At 46.2% G+C, this 19,265-nt stretch carries 15 protein-coding genes; 5 read left to right on the top strand and 10 right to left on the bottom strand.

All coding sequences use genetic code 11. From position 1 onward, the window contains the following. Nucleotides 1-15: 15 nt before the first annotated feature. From R7M72_RS08005 to glnA, 5 genes are all read right to left on the bottom strand, one after another. Complete coding sequence (locus R7M72_RS08005) at nucleotides 16-2,562, bottom strand: EAL domain-containing protein (protein WP_315956753.1); 2,547 nt, start codon at nucleotides 2,560-2,562, stop codon at nucleotides 16-18. A gap of 102 nt (nucleotides 2,563-2,664) precedes the next feature. Next, a complete protein-coding gene (gene glnG / locus R7M72_RS08000; RefSeq protein ID WP_017821941.1) occupies nucleotides 2,665-4,068 on the bottom strand; it encodes a nitrogen regulation protein NR(I) in 1,404 nt (467 codons plus the stop codon). A 57-nt stretch (nucleotides 4,069-4,125) separates the two neighbouring features. Further along, the gene (gene glnL / locus R7M72_RS07995) at nucleotides 4,126-5,172 is read right to left on the bottom strand and encodes a nitrogen regulation protein NR(II) (protein ID WP_318056123.1); all 1,047 of its coding nucleotides are present in this window, start codon (nucleotides 5,170-5,172) and stop codon (nucleotides 4,126-4,128) included. Between the two features lie 133 nt (nucleotides 5,173-5,305). Next, nucleotides 5,306-5,887, bottom strand: coding sequence for a DUF4124 domain-containing protein (locus R7M72_RS07990; protein WP_017821939.1), 582 nt, complete (start codon nucleotides 5,885-5,887; stop codon nucleotides 5,306-5,308). Between the two features lie 195 nt (nucleotides 5,888-6,082). After that, on the bottom strand, nucleotides 6,083-7,492 hold the full coding sequence (gene glnA / locus R7M72_RS07985; protein WP_005379275.1) for a glutamate--ammonia ligase: 1,410 nt from the start codon (nucleotides 7,490-7,492) through the stop codon (nucleotides 6,083-6,085). A gap of 530 nt (nucleotides 7,493-8,022) precedes the next feature. Between glnA and typA the strand changes: the two genes are divergently transcribed. Together typA and R7M72_RS07975 are read left to right on the top strand one after the other, a co-directional pair. Then, entirely contained in the window at nucleotides 8,023-9,852 is a 1,830-nt protein-coding gene (typA, locus tag R7M72_RS07980; protein WP_005379276.1) for a translational GTPase TypA, read from the top strand. Between the two features lie 72 nt (nucleotides 9,853-9,924). Then, nucleotides 9,925-10,467, top strand: a complete 543-nt coding sequence (locus R7M72_RS07975; protein WP_031779018.1) for an AAA family ATPase — start codon at nucleotides 9,925-9,927, stop codon at nucleotides 10,465-10,467. A 31-nt stretch (nucleotides 10,468-10,498) separates the two neighbouring features. Here the strand turns inward: R7M72_RS07975 and R7M72_RS07970 are convergent, their stop codons facing one another. Continuing rightward, complete coding sequence (locus tag R7M72_RS07970; RefSeq protein WP_005382972.1) at nucleotides 10,499-11,140, bottom strand: DUF2959 domain-containing protein; 642 nt, start codon at nucleotides 11,138-11,140, stop codon at nucleotides 10,499-10,501. Nucleotides 11,141-11,174: 34 nt separating this feature from the next. Here R7M72_RS07970 and R7M72_RS07965 point away from each other — a divergent pair, with 34 nt between their 5' ends. The 3 genes from R7M72_RS07965 to R7M72_RS07955 all read left to right on the top strand — a co-directional run bounded on the left by R7M72_RS07965 (nucleotide 11,175) and on the right by R7M72_RS07955 (nucleotide 13,549). Continuing rightward, a complete protein-coding gene (locus R7M72_RS07965) occupies nucleotides 11,175-12,119 on the top strand; it encodes a virulence factor BrkB family protein (protein WP_005379281.1) in 945 nt (314 codons plus the stop codon). Continuing rightward, nucleotides 12,091-12,525: a D-aminoacyl-tRNA deacylase gene (gene dtd, locus R7M72_RS07960; protein ID WP_258480667.1), complete on the top strand. Its 435-nt coding sequence runs from the start codon at nucleotides 12,091-12,093 to the stop codon at nucleotides 12,523-12,525. Before R7M72_RS07965 ends, dtd begins: the two co-directional genes overlap by 29 nt. Nucleotides 12,526-12,631: 106 nt before the next feature. After that, on the top strand, nucleotides 12,632-13,549 hold the full coding sequence (locus R7M72_RS07955) for a bifunctional GNAT family N-acetyltransferase/hotdog fold thioesterase (protein ID WP_005379283.1): 918 nt from the start codon (nucleotides 12,632-12,634) through the stop codon (nucleotides 13,547-13,549). Here the strand turns inward: R7M72_RS07955 and R7M72_RS07950 are convergent. The 4 genes from R7M72_RS07950 to hslR all read right to left on the bottom strand — a co-directional run bounded on the left by R7M72_RS07950 (nucleotide 13,535) and on the right by hslR (nucleotide 19,101). Continuing rightward, a complete protein-coding gene (locus R7M72_RS07950; RefSeq protein WP_318056122.1) occupies nucleotides 13,535-15,652 on the bottom strand; it encodes an AsmA family protein in 2,118 nt (705 codons plus the stop codon). The genes R7M72_RS07955 and R7M72_RS07950 overlap by 15 nt on opposite strands. Nucleotides 15,653-15,842: 190 nt before the next feature. Further along, the gene (pckA, locus tag R7M72_RS07945; RefSeq protein WP_315956757.1) at nucleotides 15,843-17,471 is read right to left on the bottom strand and encodes a phosphoenolpyruvate carboxykinase (ATP); all 1,629 of its coding nucleotides are present in this window, start codon (nucleotides 17,469-17,471) and stop codon (nucleotides 15,843-15,845) included. A 336-nt stretch (nucleotides 17,472-17,807) separates the two neighbouring features. Then, nucleotides 17,808-18,683: an Hsp33 family molecular chaperone HslO gene (gene hslO, locus R7M72_RS07940; protein ID WP_005379290.1), complete on the bottom strand. Its 876-nt coding sequence runs from the start codon at nucleotides 18,681-18,683 to the stop codon at nucleotides 17,808-17,810. Nucleotides 18,684-18,714: 31 nt separating this feature from the next. Beyond that, nucleotides 18,715-19,101 (bottom strand): ribosome-associated heat shock protein Hsp15, encoded by a 387-nt coding sequence (gene hslR / locus R7M72_RS07935; RefSeq protein ID WP_005379292.1) that lies wholly within the window; start codon nucleotides 19,099-19,101, stop codon nucleotides 18,715-18,717. Nucleotides 19,102-19,265: the final 164 nt, after the last annotated feature.

The raw sequence follows: 19,265 nt of genomic DNA, 5'->3' as shown, positions 1-19,265 counted from the left end.
GATTCTGGCTCTTTTCTATTTCATGTTCACCAAATGTGTTGGCCATTCTTCTAGTGGCATAGGGCGGCTGTAGTAGAAGCCTTGCACCTGATTACAGCCTAAAGAGCGCAGTAATTGTGCTTGATTGCTATCCTCGACACCTTCCGCGACGACATTAGTTTTGAGACCTGCTGTGATATTGATGACGGCAGCGACGACTGAACTGTTTAAGTTTTCTTGTGTGAGTTGATTGATGAAGGTGCGATCAATCTTCAAGCAGGTAAACGGCAGAGAGTGGAGGTAACCCAGTGATGAGTAGCCGGTGCCAAAGTCATCTATCGCGATACCAATACCCATTTCACGCAGTTTAGTCATATTTTCTAGTGTGGTCGGTGCGCTATCAATGATGCGTGATTCTGTGATCTCTAGTGTGAGGTTACTTGCTGGTAATTTCGTGATATCCAATACGCTTATCACCGTATCGACAAAACTTGGGCAAGATAGTTGATTAACGGAGATATTCACATGCAGTTGGAAGTCCGACGGCCACTGTTTGCTTTCGATCGCTTGGTAAGTGTCGCGACAAGCTTGTAACAGAATCTGTTGGCCGATGGCTTTGATCATGCCGCTTTCTTCCGCGATTGGAATAAAATCTAATGGTGACACCATACCTGAGTCGCTATGCCAACGCGCCAGTGCTTCGGCGCCACACACTGTGCCACTGACGAGATCCACAATCGGTTGGTAATGAGGAATAAACTCTCGGTTTTCAATGCCAGTTTGGATCTTGGTCAGCATTTGCGTACGAAACTTTGAAGCGCTCGCTAGTTCTGGGCTGTAGTGACAAACACCAGTCAGTGAGTCTTGTTTAGCGTAACTTAATGCGATGCTGGCGTTGCGTAACCATAAAGGCATGGTTTCGTTTGGCTGGGTTTGTACAATACCAAGTGAAATCTTCATCACTACATTCTCGCCTTCCACCATAAATGGGGTGGAAAAGAGTTGCTGTAATCGACGTTCGGTTTGTTTAATTTTGGTTTCAGTGTCGACATTTGAGAGAAACACCGCGAACTCATCACCACCAATCCGAGCCAATAATGCGTTGTCACGAAACTGCTGTTTTAGCCTTTCAGCGATGCTGACCAACAACTGGTCGCCGTTGTGATGACCCACACTGTCGTTGATATCTCTAAATTTGTTGATGCCAAGTAAAAATAAACTGCCGTGACAAAGATCAGACTGATTTTCACAGATTTCGACCAAACCCTGACGGCTATATAAGCGTGTTAGAGAGTCATAAACCAACTGTTCACGCAATGCTTTGAATGAAGCTCTTAGATTGTTCGCCATTTCATTAAAAGCATGAACCAGTACGGTTGTCTCATACACATAACCAGGCTTTGGCATGCCGCTATCCCAATCCCCATTTGCCAGGTGCTGAGCGGCGGCGGCCGTCGCGTTAATTGGTCTGGTAACTCGGTTGAAAATGATCCAACTGATGGCGATCCCAAATAGGCTTACAATAATGCCAACGAGCCAACTCTCTTGCTGGCTTTTCGGTAACAGGCCGAGAAGCTCAGACTCCGAAATGGAGGTGCCGATAAACCATGTTAAGCCGTCTTGGTCTCGATACGGGGTTAGCCGACTGAAAATACGTTGGCCATCATGTTCAAATGAAAAAGTATAAGGTTGCTTGGTGTTGTTGAGATCGAAAGACCGGACGCGGCTCGCACTGATTTTGATGATCGGGTCTGCGTTTTCAGCGGCAAGCAAACGCTGCCCTTTATCCGAAAATTTTGTGCCCCATGAGATGACGCTTCCCGGGCCTGAGTGAGCGATTAAACGATGATCTGGGTCCATGATGTAGACCGACGCTTTAGTGTTGTATTTTAACTCGCGCAGGAATTCGTTGAATGTATTGATACGAATGTCTGTCACCAAAACACCAGCAAATTGGTCGTGTTTGTACACCGGCGTCATGGCTGATAGCGTAATATCCTGGCGTTCATCAGCGTTGGTATAAATTTCAGACCAAGTGGCGTTTTGGCTCTCCGCAACGGGCTTATACCATGGGCGAGTGCGAGGATCGTATTGGGAGATAACCGTTCGAATGTTGTTACTCACATGGTTGGTTCCATAAATAACCAGATCACCATCGGTGTGGCGATCTTGCACCATTAAGGTGTAATCGTCGGAAAGTTCGCGGCGAAAGCCTGCAAAGTCGCCGTTTTCTGAACCAAATGCGATTACATCCAACTGCGGTATCGATTGGTAAAGATTTTTGAATGCACTTAGCAGGTAGTTTTGAATGTCTGAGGTATCGTGAGGGCGATAAAGGTTGTGATAGCTGACGTTGTGCGCGAGAGCCATAACCGCAGTAAAAGGCTTACGTAGATAGCTATTGAGGTGGTCGTGGACACTTTCGGTTAACACGGAAAGTTGCTTGTCACTGATATCCGTGACCACTTCTTCGTAACTTTGTTTTTGGACGTAGACAATGACACCGATCGCCAGTAAGAAGATCATGACAAATGGAATCAGAACAGCAGTACGCAGTGTAATTTGAGTCGTAGCAGTAGACATCGCCTAATCACATAGATAGTGGTGCGCCACAATTGTACTGATGTTTTTATTAATATCGAGTGACAAACGACGCTCGTTGTTAACGCACCACGTAAGTGATTGTCAGTACAATTCTTTTAATTTTCTGGTGAGTGTATTTCGCCCCCAGCCTAATACTTTAGCGGCATCTTGCTTATGACCTTTAGTGTGCTCTAAGGCTGCTTCTAATAAAATGCGTTCAAATTCTGGTAAAGCGTAAGAAAGTAGTTCTTTATCTCCTGCTGCGAGTGAATGCCGTGCCCAATCCGCCAATTGTTCTTGCCAACTACCATGTGCAGAGTCTGAAATGGATTTTTTCTCTTCGAGTAGTTCGCTTGGCAAGTCATTTGGTAACACTTCGCTACCACTGGCCATAACGGTTAACCAACGGCAAATATTCTCTAATTGACGAACGTTGCCAGGCCAATCAAGGCGGTTAAGAATCTCCACGGTCGATGGGTGGAGAGTTTTTGTTTCCACACCAAGCTCATCAGCCGCACGGATAAGAAAATGCTGTGTAAGCTTTTCAATGTCTTGCTTACGCTCACGCAGTGCCGGGATCTGCACGCGAATCACGTTTAAGCGATGAAAGAGGTCCTCACGGAAGTCACCTTCTTGCACCAGCTTTTCTAAGTTCTGGTGTGTTGCCGCGACAATTCGTACATCGACACTGATCGGAGAGTGACCGCCCACTCGATAAAACTGCCCGTCAGCTAGAACGCGTAGCAAACGAGTTTGAATGTCCAATGGCATGTCGCCGATTTCGTCTAAAAATAGAGTGCCGCCATTGGCTTGTTCGAATCGTCCTTGACGAACATTGTTTGCCCCCGTAAACGCGCCTTTTTCGTGGCCAAACAGTTCTGATTCAATCAAGTCTTTGGGAATCGCCGCCATATTGAGCGCAATGAAAGGTTTGTTAGCACGTGGACTGTGACGGTGCAGTGCATGAGCAACGAGTTCTTTACCCGTGCCCGATTCACCGTTAATCAAGACTGAAATAGAGGAGCGAGAAAGACGACCAATGGCGCGAAACACCTCTTGCATCGCTGGTGCTTCACCGATAATTTCAGGCGTTTCTGCTGGAATGTCTTCTGGAGAGAGCTGCTCGCGTTTGTTTTCGTGGCTGTGTGCAATGGCTCGTTCAACCAGAGTTAAAGTTTCATCAATATCAAAAGGTTTTGGTAAATATTCAAAAGCACCTTTTTGGTACGCATTCACTGCCGCATCTAAATCTGAATGCGCGGTCATGATAATCACGGGAAGGTCTGGGTAATCGCGCTGTACTTGCTTTAGTAGCTCCAACCCATCAATACCTGGCATGCGAATGTCTGATACTAGAACATCCGGCACTTCGCGTTCGAGCGCCATTAACACGCTTTCCCCATCGGCATAGGTTTCACATTTGATGTTGGCAGAGGAGAGCGTTTTCTCCATTACCCAGCGAATTGAACTGTCGTCATCAACGACCCAAACATATCCTTTACTCATGTAGTAATCCTTGCAGCAAACCGAAAAACTGACGCGACTTGAAGTCCATTAGCGCACTCAGATCGGCAGATAAATAGTAAATGTTGTGTGACCAGGCCAGCTTTCTACGTCTATTTTTCCATTGTGCTGGTCGATCAAATTTTGCGAAATAGATAGCCCTAATCCAGTTCCTCCCTCGCGGCCACTGACCATGGGATAGAACAGCGTGTCTTGTAGTTCCGGTGGAATACCTGGGCCGTTGTCTGTGATTTCGACACGAGCAGCGAGTTTACAGCGTTTGCCGTGAATATTGGCTTGATGCACCGTTCTGGTGCGAATGGTTATGTTCCCGTGCTCTTGATGGCTAAGAATTTGTGCGGCGTTACTGACGATATTAAGCATTGCCTGCTCGATTTGGTCTGTATCCATCAAAATCTCTGGCAAGCTTGGGTCATAATCTCGTTCAATGATGATTGAGCGTTGTGACTCTAATTCAACCAGTTGGCGAACCTTTTCAAGAATTTGGTGCAGATTCTCTTGTGTCTTCTTACCTGGCTTCTGAGGTCCTAGTAATCGATCCACGAGCGCCCTTAAACGGTCTGCTTGCTCAATGATGATGTGTGTATATTCGGTGAGAGAGGGCTCTGGCAGCATTTTTTCTAACAATTGCGCCGCACCGCGTAAGCCGCCAAGCGGATTTTTAATCTCATGTGCAAGCCCTCGGACTAACAGCTTCGCTGCTTGTTGTTGGGCGTGTTGGTTCAGTTCTTGAGAGAGTCGGCGCTGCTGATCAATTTTGCGCATCTCGACCAGAAGCATCAACTGCTTTTGCCAAGTGATAGGGCTAACCGTCACCTCTAGCATTAAAGGGCGGCCATCAACAACGAAAGTGACGTCACTGTCGGTGATGCTTTGGCCACTTTGCAACGGTTGAGTGAGCAGCGCGAGATCCAGCGACGCATGCTGAATCAATTGAGAAAGTGATTGTTCAATAATTCGTTTAGCGCTTTGAGAAAACAGCAATTCGGCAGCCGGATTGGCATAACGGATGGCCAATCCATCATCAAGAATCAGCGTTGCTGTCACCATATTGTTGAGAATGGCACTAGGAAGACTGGTATCCACATTACGTCCTTGTTTTGCTTTAAGATTGTGCGATGCACAATAATGGTGCAATTGAACGTTAAGTATGGCGAATAAATCTTAGAAGAAAAAGTGAAAAGCACCGCTGTGATGTGATTTTTTTTCACCAGATATTCTATTTTGCCCCTTTTACGGTCGGCTTAACACTTGCTCTATGTAAATGCACCGTTATAGGGCTAGTAGATGCAATAAGCTTGCCGCTTCTTTTCGCGTGCACAGCAAGTGTGTGAGTGCCTCGGTCAATATTGTTTAACTGCCACACTATATGGTTTTGTGGTGCACCATAGGGTTTTCCATCGAGTAACAATTGCAATTGCTCACCGATACCAAGCTTGCGATTGGTTTCTAATTGAATATTGATGATGCCTCGATTGTTACGGATGGTCTCGTTGTGCTTGGGGGTCTGCATTGAAAGTTGTAATGGAAGAGGCTTCTCGGTTGTTTTCTCTGGCTTGTTTTGTGATGCAGTAGATGGCGTAGTCTGAGGTGCGAGCGATTCAGTACTTTCTACCTCAGGAGCTGGTGCGCTGGCTTCAAGGTTTGGCAGTGCGATCGCTTTTGCTCCTTTGTTTGGCGTATCACTAAAGTGAACCACGCCATTTTCATCTACCCACGTATACGCGACCTGCGCGAAGGCGGTAGAGGCGATTAACAATCCGCTGAGTGCACACAGTGATGGAATAAGCTGAACTTTCATTGCTCACCTTCTCTTGTTCGATGATTTCACGTTTCAATGGCTTAGCTCTTTGACCTGTAAGGAAAAATTCTAAGCGTATTTTTATTATCCTCTTATGTTAAACGTCGAAGCTTGAGTGGCGAATACAAAAAAGGCCCGCCTGCGAGGCGAGCCTAATATTTTATTGCTGTGTTTACATTTTACACAGTGTCGACCTTACACAGAGTAGTAAAGTTCGAACTCAACAGGGTGAGTTGTCATGTTTACACGCTCTACGTCCTGAGACTTAAGGTCGATGTATGAATCGATGAAGTCGTCAGAGAATACGCCGCCCGCTGTTAAGAACTCACGATCAGCATCTAGCTCTGCTAGCGCGTCTTTTAGTGAGTATGCAACAGTTGGGATTTCTGCTGCTTCTTCAGCTGGAAGATCGTAAAGGTCTTTATCCATCGCTTCGCCTGGGTGGATCTTATTCTTGATACCGTCAAGACCAGCCATAAGCATTGCTGCGAAACATAGGTATGGGTTCGCCGCTGGGTCACCGAAACGAACTTCGATACGACGTGCTTTCGGGCTTGGTACCACTGGGATACGGATTGAAGCAGAGCGGTTACGCGCTGAGTAAGCTAGCATTACTGGTGCTTCGAAGCCTGGTACAAGACGTTTGTACGAGTTTGTTGATGGGTTAGCGAATGCGTTGATTGCACGAGCGTGTTTGATGATACCACCGATGTAGTAAAGCGCCATTTCAGATAGACCGCCGTACTTGTCACCAGCAAATAGGTTTACGCCATCTTTTGCTAGAGACTGGTGAACGTGCATACCGCTGCCGTTGTCGCCAACAAGTGGTTTAGGCATAAACGTCGCTGTTTTACCAAACGCGTGAGCAACGTTGTGTACAACGTACTTGTAGATTTGGATTTCGTCAGCTTTGGTTGTTAGCGTGTTGAAACGAGTTGCGATTTCGTTTTGACCCGCCGTTGCCACTTCGTGGTGGTGCGCTTCAACAACAAGACCCATTTCTTCCATTACTAGACACATAGCAGAACGGATGTCTTGAGATGAATCTACTGGAGCTACTGGGAAGTAACCACCTTTAACGCCTGGACGGTGACCTTTGTTACCTTCTTCGTAGTCAGAACCTGTGTTCCATGCCGCTTCTACGTCGTCGATCTTGAAGAAAGAGCCTGACATGTCCGTCGAGAACTTCACGTCATCAAATAGGAAAAATTCTGGCTCAGGACCGATAAGTACAGTATCTGCAACACCTGTAGAACGCATGAAGTCTTCAGCGCGTTTTGCGATAGAGCGTGGGTCACGGTCGTAGCCTTGCATTGTTGCAGGCTCTAAGATGTCACAACGGATATTTAGTGTTGCGTCTTCCGTGAATGGGTCAAGCACAGCAGAAGATGCGTCAGGCATCATTACCATGTCTGATTCGTTGATACCTTTCCAGCCAGCAACTGATGAACCATCGAACATTTTACCTTCTTCGAAGAAGTCTGCGTCGATTTGGTGAGCAGGGATCGAAATGTGCTGCTCTTTACCTTTTGTATCAGTGAAGCGTAGGTCAACAAACTTAACTTCGTTTTCTTGGATCAGCGATAGAACGTTTTCTACTGACATCTTGGATAACCTCCAGTGTTAATAAGCGGTAAAAGCTCGATTTATGAATTATTCATGAAACCTGGCATTGATTAATCAATTTGACTTTTCATTAATCGATGCTGTTTTAACTAAAGCCAAAACCGTGCCAAAAAAAATATTCCATTAATTTCAAGCAATTGTGTTTTTGAATGCTAGTTTGGTGCACTTGCTTGCACCAAAATGATCTTTGCTTGCACTATTATGGTGCCAAAAATCATTGTTGCACCATAATGTGACAGGTACATTGCGTATTCAGCCCAGTTTTTGAGCAAGAGTCAATTTGAATTATGCATCGATTAGAATAAAGTTGCGTTTAATCAATTCGTTCTGAGGAAGAAAATGGGCATTAAGCGTAAAAATCGCAGAAATGCTCGGGAGTAGATCACATATTTCTAGGCTTTTTGCTAAAATCTGGTACATTATGGCCGTTTTTTTAATCAGCAAATGTCGCCAGAGAGCACCCGTTCTCAGCGTGGGGGCATTTCATCTATCTAAGTGAATCAATATCCATGGCTACTCCACAGATTGATAAATTAAGAAATATCGCGATCATCGCGCACGTTGACCACGGTAAAACCACGTTGGTTGACAAGCTGCTACAACAATCAGGCACGCTTGAGTCTCGCGGTGAAGCTGAAGAGCGAGTCATGGACTCGAACGACATCGAGAAAGAGCGCGGTATTACCATTCTTGCTAAAAACACAGCAATCGACTGGAACGATTACCGTATCAACATCGTAGATACTCCGGGACACGCGGACTTCGGTGGTGAAGTTGAGCGTATCATGTCGATGGTAGACTCTGTACTACTTATCGTTGACGCAGTTGATGGTCCAATGCCTCAAACGCGTTTCGTAACACAAAAAGCGTTTGCTCACGGTCTAAAACCAATCGTTGTAATCAACAAGATTGACCGCCCTGGCGCACGTCCTGATTGGGTTATGGACCAAGTGTTCGACCTGTTCGACAACCTAGGTGCAACTGATGACCAGCTAGACTTTAAAGTAGTTTACGCATCAGCACTTAATGGTTGGGCTTCTCTAGAAGAAGGCGAAACTGGCGAGAACATGGAACCACTATTCCAAACTATCGTTGATGTTGTTGACGCGCCAAATGTTGACCTTGATGGTCCACTACAGATGCAAGTTTCTCAGCTAGACTACAGCTCTTACGTTGGTGTTATCGGCGTGGCTCGCGTAACTCGTGGTAGCGTTAAACCAAACCAGCAGGTAACCATTATTGGTGCTGATGGTAAAACTCGCAACGGTAAAGTGGGTACAGTAATGGGCTACCTTGGCCTAGAGCGTCACGAAGTGGAACAAGCTAACGCGGGTGATATCATCGCAATCACTGGTCTTGGCGAGCTGAAAATTTCTGACACTATCTGTGCACAAAACGCAGTAGAAGCATTACCACCATTGTCTGTTGATGAACCAACAGTAACGATGACATTCCAAGTAAACACGTCTCCATTCGCGGGTAAAGAAGGTAAGTTCGTAACGTCACGTAACATCCTTGAGCGTCTTGAGAAGGAACTGGTACACAACGTTGCACTACGCGTTGAGCAAACAGACGATCCAGATAAATTCCGCGTGTCAGGTCGTGGTGAACTTCACCTTTCTATCCTGATCGAAAACATGCGTCGTGAAGGCTTCGAGCTAGCAGTATCTCGTCCAGAAGTAATCATCAAAGAAGAAGATGGTCAGTTGATGGAACCGTTCGAAACGGTAACTATCGACGTAATGGAAGAGCACCAAGGCGGCATCATGGAGAACATCGGCCTACGTAAAGGTGAGCTGAAAGACATGTCTCCAGACGGTAAAGGTCGTGTGCGTATGGACTTCGTTATGCCATCACGTGGTCTGATCGGTTTCCAAACGGAATTCATGACACTGACTTCAGGTTCAGGTCTTCTTTACCATACGTTTGATCACTACGGCCCTCACAAAGGCGGTAACATCGGTCAACGTGTAAACGGTGTACTAATCGCGAACGCGATGGGTAAAGCGCTAACTAACGCACTGTTCAACCTTCAAGAGCGTGGTCGTCTATTTATCGGTCACGGTGTTGAAGTTTACGAAGGTATGGTTATCGGTATTCACAGCCGTGACAACGACCTAACGGTAAACGCACTGAAAGGTAAGCAGCTAACCAACGTTCGTGCATCTGGTACAGATGACGCACAGGTTCTTACTCCGCCTATCAAGATGACTCTTGAGCAAGCACTAGAATTCATCGATGACGACGAGCTAGTAGAAGTAACGCCTGAAAGCATCCGTATCCGTAAGAAGTTCCTAACGGAAAGCGACCGTAAGCGTGCTTCTCGTGGCGCGAAATAATTTTCGTTAAGCGATTCAATTAAGAAGAAGCCTCGAGTTATGCTCGGGGCTTTTTGTTTTCTGGAGTTGAATATGAACCCGATTATTATCACCGGTGGGCCTGGTGCGGGAAAAACAACACTGCTGAATGCGCTAGACGCGTGTGGTTATGCCACGTTTCCTGAAGGGTCTCGCGACTTGATTGAGCAGCAAAGCCAGTTAGAAAATGGTATTTTGCCGTGGACGAATTTACCTGAGTTTGCCAAGTTATGCCTTGGGTTGATGGACAAACAAAAGAGTGATGCGCGTTGTCATGATGTTGCGTTTGTTGATCGCGCCATCCCCGACATCATTGCATACCTACAAGTGGGCGGCTGTAAGGTTGACCAAGCTTTCTTAACCGAAAGCGCTGGGTACCATAGTCAGGTGTTTACTTGTCGACCTGAAGCATCCATTTACGTACAAGATGAAGTGCGTCCGCACAGCTTTGAAGAAGCATTGGAGATTCATCAGTCGTTAGTGAGTGTCTATACTGAGTTGGGTTATGAAGTGGTAGAAGTGCCATGGGGAACTGTACCAGAGAGGGTAGGCTTTGTTCGAAGAGTCATCGGTTTACTCGGTGAGGTCGCCGACTAAAACCTCCTCACTAGGAGGAGGTCTAAATCATTTACTTTTGATTGAGCTTTTGTAGGAATTTATCGGACTCTGCAATCGCTTCGTTCATTTGTTTGATCGCAAACTGAATGTCTTTCTCTAAGCTAGAGAACTCACCTTGCAAAGAACCAATCGCACTGGCGTTAAGGTTGTGTTTTAAGTACAACGTGTTGTCACGTAGCGTATCCAGTACCGGTGTCATCTTTTTCTCTGCACGCTTCATAGCGCTAAGCATGGTTTTGTACGAGGCTTTGGTTTCACGTAGTTTTTGCTCGCTTGAACGACGCAGTTTCGCACTCGAGTACAGCTCTAGCTCATCTTGCCACTCATCAAACAGTGCGCCGGATACGTCTTCAATCGCAGCAATACGGTCACGTACGTCTTGAGCCGCTTTTTCGCTATCTTCGTATTTGTCATTGATGTTGTTGTAGACATTTTCTAGCTCACCACCATCAAAGTTGGTGATCGCAGACAAGGCTTCAAGTGCACTGGTGAATTCTTCTTGTGCATCTTGTTGAGATTCTTTGGCATCTTCGACGCGGTCGACCATAATATCTCGTTTATGATACCCAACCTGCTCCATTGCTGAGTAATAAGCAGATTGACACCCTGTTAAAGTGAAAATTGATAGTACAATTGCTAATAAATAAGGCATTCTTATGTCCTCGGCGCTAATTATGGGATGAACTATGAACCAGTTATCAGAGAGTTACAAGGCGAGATTAATCAATCTACTGCCAAGTTGCGTCGCGTTTTTTAAGTATCTTCTTAAGCGATTAACGCATGACCGTGTGAATGTGAACGCGGGCTATCTTGCCTACATTACCTTGTTATCCATCGTGCCAATGCTGACGGTATTGTTATCAATATTGTCGAAATTTCCCGTTTTTGCGAACGTTGGTGAGGTGCTGCAAGGCTACATTATTGAGAATTTTGTGCCAGCTTCTGGAGAAGCTGTACATACGGCATTACAGGAATTTGTGGCGAATACGGGCAAAATGAGCGCGGTTGGCGGTGGTTTTTTATTCATCGCAGCGGTCATGCTGATTTCCAACATTGATAAGAACTTAAACTACATTTGGCGAGTTAAAGACAAGCGCCGTTTAGTCTTTTCATTCTCTATGTATTGGATGGTACTCACGTTAGGGCCGATCATGGTCGGTGCGAGTATTGCGGCGACGTCGTACGTGACTTCGCTGCAAATTTTAGAGAACGAGACATTATCTGGTGCGTTTAATTTATTTCTGCGTTGGCTACCGTTGTTGCTGTCCTTTTTTGCTTTTCTTGGCTTGTATATTCTAGTGCCGAATAAAAAAGTACACCTCGCTCATGGTGCCATGGGGGCAGCAGTCGCCGCGATACTGTTCGAGTTGAGTAAAAAAGGCTTTGCGCTTTACATCACTCAGTTTCCGTCTTATCAGCTCATCTACGGCGCGTTAGCGGCGATTCCTATCTTATTTGTTTGGGTGTATTTATGCTGGATGATCGTGTTATTGGGGGCGGAAGTTACGGCTGCGCTTGGTGAGCGAGAGCACTGGAGTGAAGATTTAGACATGATACACTCGACCGCTGAATCTCAGTTAACAGATGAAGGAAGCGAGAGTAGTGATAGCGCTAATTCAACGAGTCAGTGAAGCAGCCGTCCGCGTGGATGGTGAAGTCGTAGGAGAAATTGATCGTGGTCTGCTGGTCTTATTGGGCGTAGAGAAGGACGACGATGAAGCTAAAGCAAAGCGTTTAATGGAGCGTGTTGCAACCTACCGTGTGTTCGAAGATGACGAAGGCAAGATGAACCTGAACGTTAAACAGGTGGAAGGTAAAGTGCTGGTGGTTTCTCAATTTACGCTGCCTGCGGATACAAAAAAAGGCACGCGAGCTGGCTTTTCTCGCGGTGCGCATCCTGTTGATGCAGAGCGCTTGTATGATTACTTTTCTGACTTGTGTGAAGAAGTCTTACCCACACAGCGTGGCCGCTTCGCTGCCGATATGAAAGTGTCCTTGGTGAATGACGGTCCTGTGACGTTTTGGTTGCAGGTCTAATCTGGTAACACAGGCGCCATAGTCTAAGCTTTAACTCCAAGCTCATGGAATTGGCTTGGAGTAATTTTTCCGACACTGATTAGTGTTGTGCTTTCAAAGGATTGATATGTTCAAACTCATTACTCCCAAAACCGATAATCAGATAAACAAGTATTATCAGTTTCGCTGGCAACTGCTTCGTGAGCCATGGCGTATGCCGATCGGCTCAGAGCGCGATGAATACGACGAAATGAGTCATCACCGCATGATTGTTGATGGTCGAGGTCGTCCTATGGCGATTGGCCGTTTATACATTACGCCGGACAATGATGGCCAGATCCGCTATATGGCGGTTAAAAATAATCGCCGTAGCAAAGGGATGGGTTCGCTGGTTTTGGTTGCACTAGAGTCGTTAGCACGCCAGGAAGGAGCGAAACGCTTGGTGTGTAATGCCCGTGAAGATGCCATCGCCTTTTATGAAAAAAATGGCTTTGAGCGTCGAGGTGAGCTGACCGATGAGCGTGGCCCTGTGCGCCATCAGCAAATGGTGAAGCAACTGGATCCGATGGCCAATGTGTTACGTCGCCCTGAATGGTGTACTGAGCTTCAACAGCGCTGGGAGCAACAAATCCCAATTAGCGACAAAATGGGGATCAAAATTAACCAGTACACGGGTTACCAGTTTGAATGCTGTGCGCAGCTTAATCCTAACCTTAATCCGCATAACACCATGTTCGCTGGGTCAGCTTTTACCTTAGCAACCCTGACAGGGTGGGGGATGACGTGGCTGCTGCTTAAAGAGCGTGGGCTGCACGGTGATATTGTGTTGGCCGACAGCTCGATTCGCTATCGTCAACCAGTCGAACAAAACCCCGTGGCGAGTACTTCGTTGGATGGGATCAGTGGTGACCTAGACCGATTGGAGTCGGGACGCAAAGCACGCATCGTTATTCACGTAGTGATTTATAGTGGTGACACGCCAGCTGTTGATTTTGTCGGTACCTATATGCTGATACCGAACTACTCGCAGTTACTCAGTTGCTGATGGGGTAAGCGCCGACTGATCTGCTGGGCGCTTATCTGTTTCACCTTCTTGCTCTGTCGGTGAGAGGGTTTGTTCTGCTGCGGAATTCGTGTCGGGTACTTCATCTTCTTCGATAACTTCTTCGTAAAGCTCTTCCTCTTGAGTCTCCAAATTGATGTTATCAATTACGATTGGCTGCTCGATGGAAGGTTCATTTTTCTGTGGAGTCTCAATATCAGTAGGCTCGGCCAGTTTTGATGCGTTCACGCACTCATTACGGTGGGTTTCGCCACTTAGTAGATCGCCTTCAATGTTTCCGCACGACTCTTCCAATTGATAAGTAATGCCACTTAGCGGGTTGTTGGCCATATCAAATGTTCCCCAAACCTTACCACTTATGGCTTTTCCTGAGATGGTGACCGGCGTTATGGCAACTTCCCCTCGTTGCGCGCTTAAACGCAGTGGACTTAAGGTAATGGCTTTGAGCGAATGATCCGCTTGGGACTTCAAGCGGGTATCTCGGAGATTGGCTTCCACTTCACCCGATAAGCTGTAGGCCAGCATGTTGCGATCACCTGATAACCCTTGTAGATCGAGGCTGAGATCGGAAAAACCATCAATAGCCAGTGTGTCGGGTAAAAAATAATCGTGGAAGAGCGATAAGGGAATACCATCAGCATTGACGTTGAGCGCCCAAGGTTGGCTCGGGGTACTCAAATCTATTTGTCCGATGCCTTCTACGTAGCCTTGCTCGAGTGGCGCAAAAAGGCGAGTCAATTGCCAAAAGCCATCTTTGCTTTGCATGGCAAGTGCTGCGTGAGACGTGAGTATTTGGTCATAGCTGGCGTTGACAACGCTGACTTCCAATTCGCCTTGCCAAAGGCCCCAACGTTGAGCAGACTGTTTAATATCAAGCTGTTGCCCTTCGATATTTAAACCGGAAAGTTGCCAATAAGGTTCGTGAGATAGCTGGATAATTTGGCTGCGCTCAATGTCGAGTCGTTCGATTGCAACATGCTCTAACTCGCTGGTGGCGGCGTGCCACCAATTTAGGTTGTCTTCTGGCTGTGTTGCCCACTTGAGGCCTTGAATAGAGGCTTCTTTGAGCTTCCATTGTGTTGGCGTGAACAATCCAGAAACTTGCACTCGACCTTGCTGCCAATCTAAGCTGAGCTCGTTGAGCTGGATTACTCCTGGCTCGATAGCGGCACTCAAACGTGGCTCTATTGCGGTTTGCTGCTGGAATCGAACGCTATCCGCCTGCAATGACACTTGAGCTTTTGTCTTCCAGAGAGACAGTGGCAGTGTGGCGTTTTCCACAGAAAGATCCAAGTTCTGCCAGTGCCAGTCGCCCCATTCAATATCGGCGTTAAGCAAATCTAAGCTATTAATATGATTAATGTTAAATGGTAGATCGTGCCAAGGTTTTGCAAGCAGTGATTGGCGCTGCGTATTACTCAGTTTCAGCTTGTTGATGGTCACATTTACTAAAGACCAACCTTGAGGATACTGCTCCCCTTGCCCAGATATTTGACTGTTACGCCAGTTAAAAGAGGTGCCATAAAGCGTACTGTCTTGCGGTTTGTAGTCTATATCGACTAAAACTTGATTAAAGGCTTCGCCATTCCAATAGAGTTGGTCGGCCGCAAGTTGAACTTCGCCATATGGTATTAATTGATCACTCCATTGTGGTGATTGAATTTGAAGATCAATGCCATTGGCAGAGAAATGCTCGTCGGCGTAATCAATATTTTTGAGCGCGATTTGATGGAATAATACGTTCTCTAAAGCTGGGAGCTTTGGTGCGCCATACTGCAAGCTCATACCATCAATCAATAAACTATCAACGATCCATTTACCATCGCGATAAACATCGGGATTCATCCATAAATCGACTTGCTCGATGTAAGACGCATCGTCTCCGCTGGTGTTCACGCGTTGTAAAGTTAGGTGATAGGGAAAGTCATAACGCACGCTTCCGGCCCGGAAGGGAAGAGAAAAGGTGTTTGACAGCAAGCGCCAGGTTGCGTCCGCGTAAGATGTTGTTAGCAGCGCAATCGTAGCGGCTGGAATGGCAACTAAGATAACCAGTAACAGAAGTAGAACTCGACGCGCTGTTTTCATCTTTGCTAGAACCTACGTGTGTTATGAAATAAAACTAGATAGGCTTTAGCTTGTATCAATATTCTGTGGTATTCAATAAAAAGCCCCTCAAAAGAGGGGCTTGAAGCAATTTTTGTAACTTGGCCTACGTAAAGGTGATAAGTTAATGCCAACTTTTCACTGCGTTTACGCGACGTCGCTGTTACTCGATTTAATCAATCTGAGGACCAGCCGCAACCAGAGATTTACCTTCAGCGTTGTCTGTGTACTTATCAAAGTTATTGATAAAGCGCGCTGCTAAATCTTTCGCTTTGCTTTCCCACTGAAGTGGGTCAACGTACGTGTCGCGAGGGTCTAGAATGCTAGGTTCCACACCTGGTAGTGACGTTGGTACTTCAAGGTTGAAGATTGGAATGTGCTTAGTTGGTGCTTCTTCAATCGAACCATCAAGAATGGCATCAATAATTCCGCGTGTATCTTGAATAGAGATACGTTTGCCAGTGCCGTTCCAACCAGTATTCACTAGGTAAGCCTCAGCGCCCGCTGCTTCCATGCGTTTTACCAGTACTTCCGCGTATTTTGTTGGGTGGAGCGTTAGGAACGCCGCGCCGAAACAAGCAGAGAAAGTTGGTGTTGGCTCAGTAATACCGCGCTCTGTTCCCGCTAGTTTGGCGGTAAAGCCAGACAGGAAGTGGTACTTAGTTTGCTCAGGTGTCAATTTAGATACTGGAGGCAGTACGCCAAATGCATCGGCTGATAGGAAGATTACTTTATTCGCGTGACCGCCTTTTGATACTGGCTTAACGATATTATCGATATGGTAGATAGGGTAAGAAACACGTGTGTTTTCTGTTTTCGAACCATCATCAAAATCGATAGATCCATCGCCACGTACTGTTACGTTTTCTAGCAGTGCATCACGACGAATTGCGTTGTAGATGTCCGGCTCCGCTTCTTTAGAAAGTTTGATGGTTTTTGCGTAACAACCACCTTCGAAGTTGAAGACACCGTCATCATCCCAGCCGTGCTCATCATCACCAATTAGCGCACGTTTAGGATCAGTCGACAGGGTCGTTTTACCCGTACCAGATAGACCGAAGAATACCGCTACATCGCCATCTTTGCCCATGTTAGCGCTACAGTGCATTGATGCGATGTCTTTTAGTGGAAGGAAGTAGTTCATCATCGCGAACATACCTTTCTTCATTTCACCACCGTACCAAGTACCACCGATAAGTTGCATGCGCTCAGTTAGGTTAAATACGGTGAAGTTTTCTGAGTTCAGGCCTTGCTCTTCCCATTTTGGATTAGTGCATTTTGCGCCATTCATTACTACGAAGTCTGGTTCAAATGTCGCTAACTCTTCTTCCGTCGGGCGAATAAACATGTTTTTAACGAAGTGCGCTTGCCATGCGACTTCTGTGATAACACGAATGCTCAAACGTGTATCTGGGTTTGCACCACAGTAACCGTCAACAACAAACAAGCGTTTGTTAGAAAGCTGGTTTGTGACCAGTTCTTTTAGCTCGTCCCACACTTCAGGAGTGATTGGCTTGTTATCATTTTTCACTTGATCAGACGTCCACCACATATGTTCTTCTGTCGTAGCGTCTTTGACGATGTATTTATCTTTTGGTGAGCGACCAGTAAAGATGCCAGTGTCAACGGCAACCGCACCTAGTTCAGTAACCACGCCGCGCTCATAACCGGTTAGGTCTTCACGCGTTTCTTCCTCAAACAACATTTCGTAGCTTGGGTTGCGAATAACCTCTTTTACGTTATGCAGTCCGTGCTTGGTTAGATCAAGTGTTGCAGCCTTAGTATGTTCCATAACGGTCATAGGTGCTCCTTATAAGGATTTTGTAGGGATTTTGTAAGAATGTTTTAATTTTAATCTGCTCACCATGCTAGCAACGGGGCGGGGAGAAAACAGGGAGATAGCTCAAAATTTACCCATGATTTCAATAAGGTTTTAGGTAACCCGTCACATATTGGTGGGAATAGTCTATCGTGCACGCAATCCTTTGCGCTAGGGCAAAATCATTATTAATTGTTTAAAATTAAGCAGTTGTTTTATTACGCTTGAGGCTAGTTATTACGAGGGGTTGATCACAAAAAGGCCAGCATTAAGCTGGCCTTTTGTAGGGTAAATTACGTGCTTGATAAGCTATGTAAATTAATGCAGGGTTTTCTTGTCTGTAGAAGCTTGTGCATACAGTTCAGTGACTTCAGATTCGTCGAACGTATAAGTTGTGCCACAGTAATCACAATGTAAAGAAACTGATCCAACTTCTGCCAAAATGTCATAAATTTCAGCTTTCTCAACGGTGATGATTGCGGCACCGCTACGCTCACGAGAACAGCCACAATGGAACTCGACAGGTTGCGGCTCGTACAGACGTACTTTGTCTTGGTTATATAGTCGATACAATAACTCGTTCGCTTCTAAACCAAACAATTCTTCATCTTTTACTGTGTCAGTGAGCTGCTCTAGATGTTCGAAATCATCTGGAGAGCCAGTGCCGTCAGGGATCACTTGAATCAACATACCTGCTGCGTGTGCTTTGCCTTCATGCTCACCAGTGCGGATCCATAGGCGCGTTTTTAACTGCTCTGAGTTTGCAAAGTAGCCTTCTAGCACTTCTGCTAAAGTGTCACCTTCTAGTCCAACGACGCCTTGGTAACGCTCGCCGTTTTTCGGTTCAATGGTGATCACAAGGTAGCCCTTACCCATTAGATCGTGAATATTTGCGTCATCGGCAACATCGCCTTCCCAGCGAGCTACGCCACGAACACGTTGGTTATGGTCACCGTTGATAACGGCAAGAGACACAGGACCGTCGCCTTGTAGCTGGATGGTGATCGAACCTTCGAACTTAAGAGTGGCAGTTAAAAGAGTAGTTGAAACGAGTAGCTCACCCAGCAGTTTCTCTATTGCTGCCGGATATTCCTTGCTGGAGATAACACGTTGGTACGCTTCATCCAATTGTACCAACTCGCCACGTACTGAAAGATCTTCGAATAGGTAGCGGTTTAAAACATTATTTGCCATGGAGTGCTTTCCTCGTTGGTAATTCCGGCTTTTATTGGTGTTTGAACTTAATGATGTCTCGGCGCTGCTTTTTATCTGGGCGGCGTTCCGGACTTGGGTTGTGGGCATTAAGCTTACGTTGAGTCGCGTGTTCCTCACGTTTCGCGATACTCTCATTGGTTTCGCGATATAAGGTTTGTGCGATGGGAGCGCCTCGGCGTTGATCTGAGATTTGTTCGATGATCACGATTTTTTCTTCGTTGCCTTGACGAAGTCTGACTTCAGCGCCCACTTCAACGATTTTACTCGGCTTGCTTCGTTGGCCATTATAGTGGACTTTACCGCCATCGACCATGTTACGCGCGATGGAGCGGGTTTTGTAAAATCTTGCGGCCCATAGCCATTTATCTAGCCTAACGGCTTCATTTAGGGAACTCATAGAACACTACGCTATCTAATCACTGCCCGAATACAGCAATGAGTGATGGATTATTCACCTACAGATGGAGTCAAGGCGTATTTTTTTCAAGGGAGTTGGCAAAAACTGCATAAGAAAAAGGTATGAAAGACAACTTGTGATATAGTTCACTGCTCTTTGTTGAG

This window comes from Vibrio sp. YT-18 (assembly GCF_033337345.1).
GTDB classification, from domain to species: Bacteria; Pseudomonadota; Gammaproteobacteria; order Enterobacterales; family Vibrionaceae; genus Vibrio; species Vibrio alginolyticus.
The sequence above is the reverse complement of the archived record's forward strand: the minus strand, read 5'-3'. Positions and strand labels throughout refer to the sequence as shown.

What these genes read in the sequence shown, in the direction of transcription:
- R7M72_RS07975 (WP_031779018.1), top strand. Translation starts at nt 9,925, where the DNA reads ATGAACCCGATTATTATCACCGGTGGGCCTGGTGCGGGAAAAACAACA.
- R7M72_RS08005 (WP_315956753.1), bottom strand. Translation starts at nt 2,562, where the DNA reads ATGTCTACTGCTACGACTCAAATTACACTGCGTACTGCTGTTCTGATT.
- R7M72_RS07990 (WP_017821939.1), bottom strand. Translation starts at nt 5,887, where the DNA reads ATGAAAGTTCAGCTTATTCCATCACTGTGTGCACTCAGCGGATTGTTA.
- glnA (WP_005379275.1), bottom strand. Translation starts at nt 7,492, where the DNA reads ATGTCAGTAGAAAACGTTCTATCGCTGATCCAAGAAAACGAAGTTAAG.
- R7M72_RS07965 (WP_005379281.1), top strand. Translation starts at nt 11,175, where the DNA reads ATGAACCAGTTATCAGAGAGTTACAAGGCGAGATTAATCAATCTACTG.
- R7M72_RS07970 (WP_005382972.1), bottom strand. Translation starts at nt 11,140, where the DNA reads ATGCCTTATTTATTAGCAATTGTACTATCAATTTTCACTTTAACAGGG.
- R7M72_RS07955 (WP_005379283.1), top strand. Translation starts at nt 12,632, where the DNA reads ATGTTCAAACTCATTACTCCCAAAACCGATAATCAGATAAACAAGTAT.
- hslO (WP_005379290.1), bottom strand. Translation starts at nt 18,683, where the DNA reads ATGGCAAATAATGTTTTAAACCGCTACCTATTCGAAGATCTTTCAGTA.
- glnG (WP_017821941.1), bottom strand. Translation starts at nt 4,068, where the DNA reads ATGAGTAAAGGATATGTTTGGGTCGTTGATGACGACAGTTCAATTCGC.
- hslR (WP_005379292.1), bottom strand. Translation starts at nt 19,101, where the DNA reads ATGAGTTCCCTAAATGAAGCCGTTAGGCTAGATAAATGGCTATGGGCC.
- R7M72_RS07950 (WP_318056122.1), bottom strand. Translation starts at nt 15,652, where the DNA reads ATGAAAACAGCGCGTCGAGTTCTACTTCTGTTACTGGTTATCTTAGTT.
- pckA (WP_315956757.1), bottom strand. Translation starts at nt 17,471, where the DNA reads ATGACCGTTATGGAACATACTAAGGCTGCAACACTTGATCTAACCAAG.
- typA (WP_005379276.1), top strand. Translation starts at nt 8,023, where the DNA reads ATGGCTACTCCACAGATTGATAAATTAAGAAATATCGCGATCATCGCG.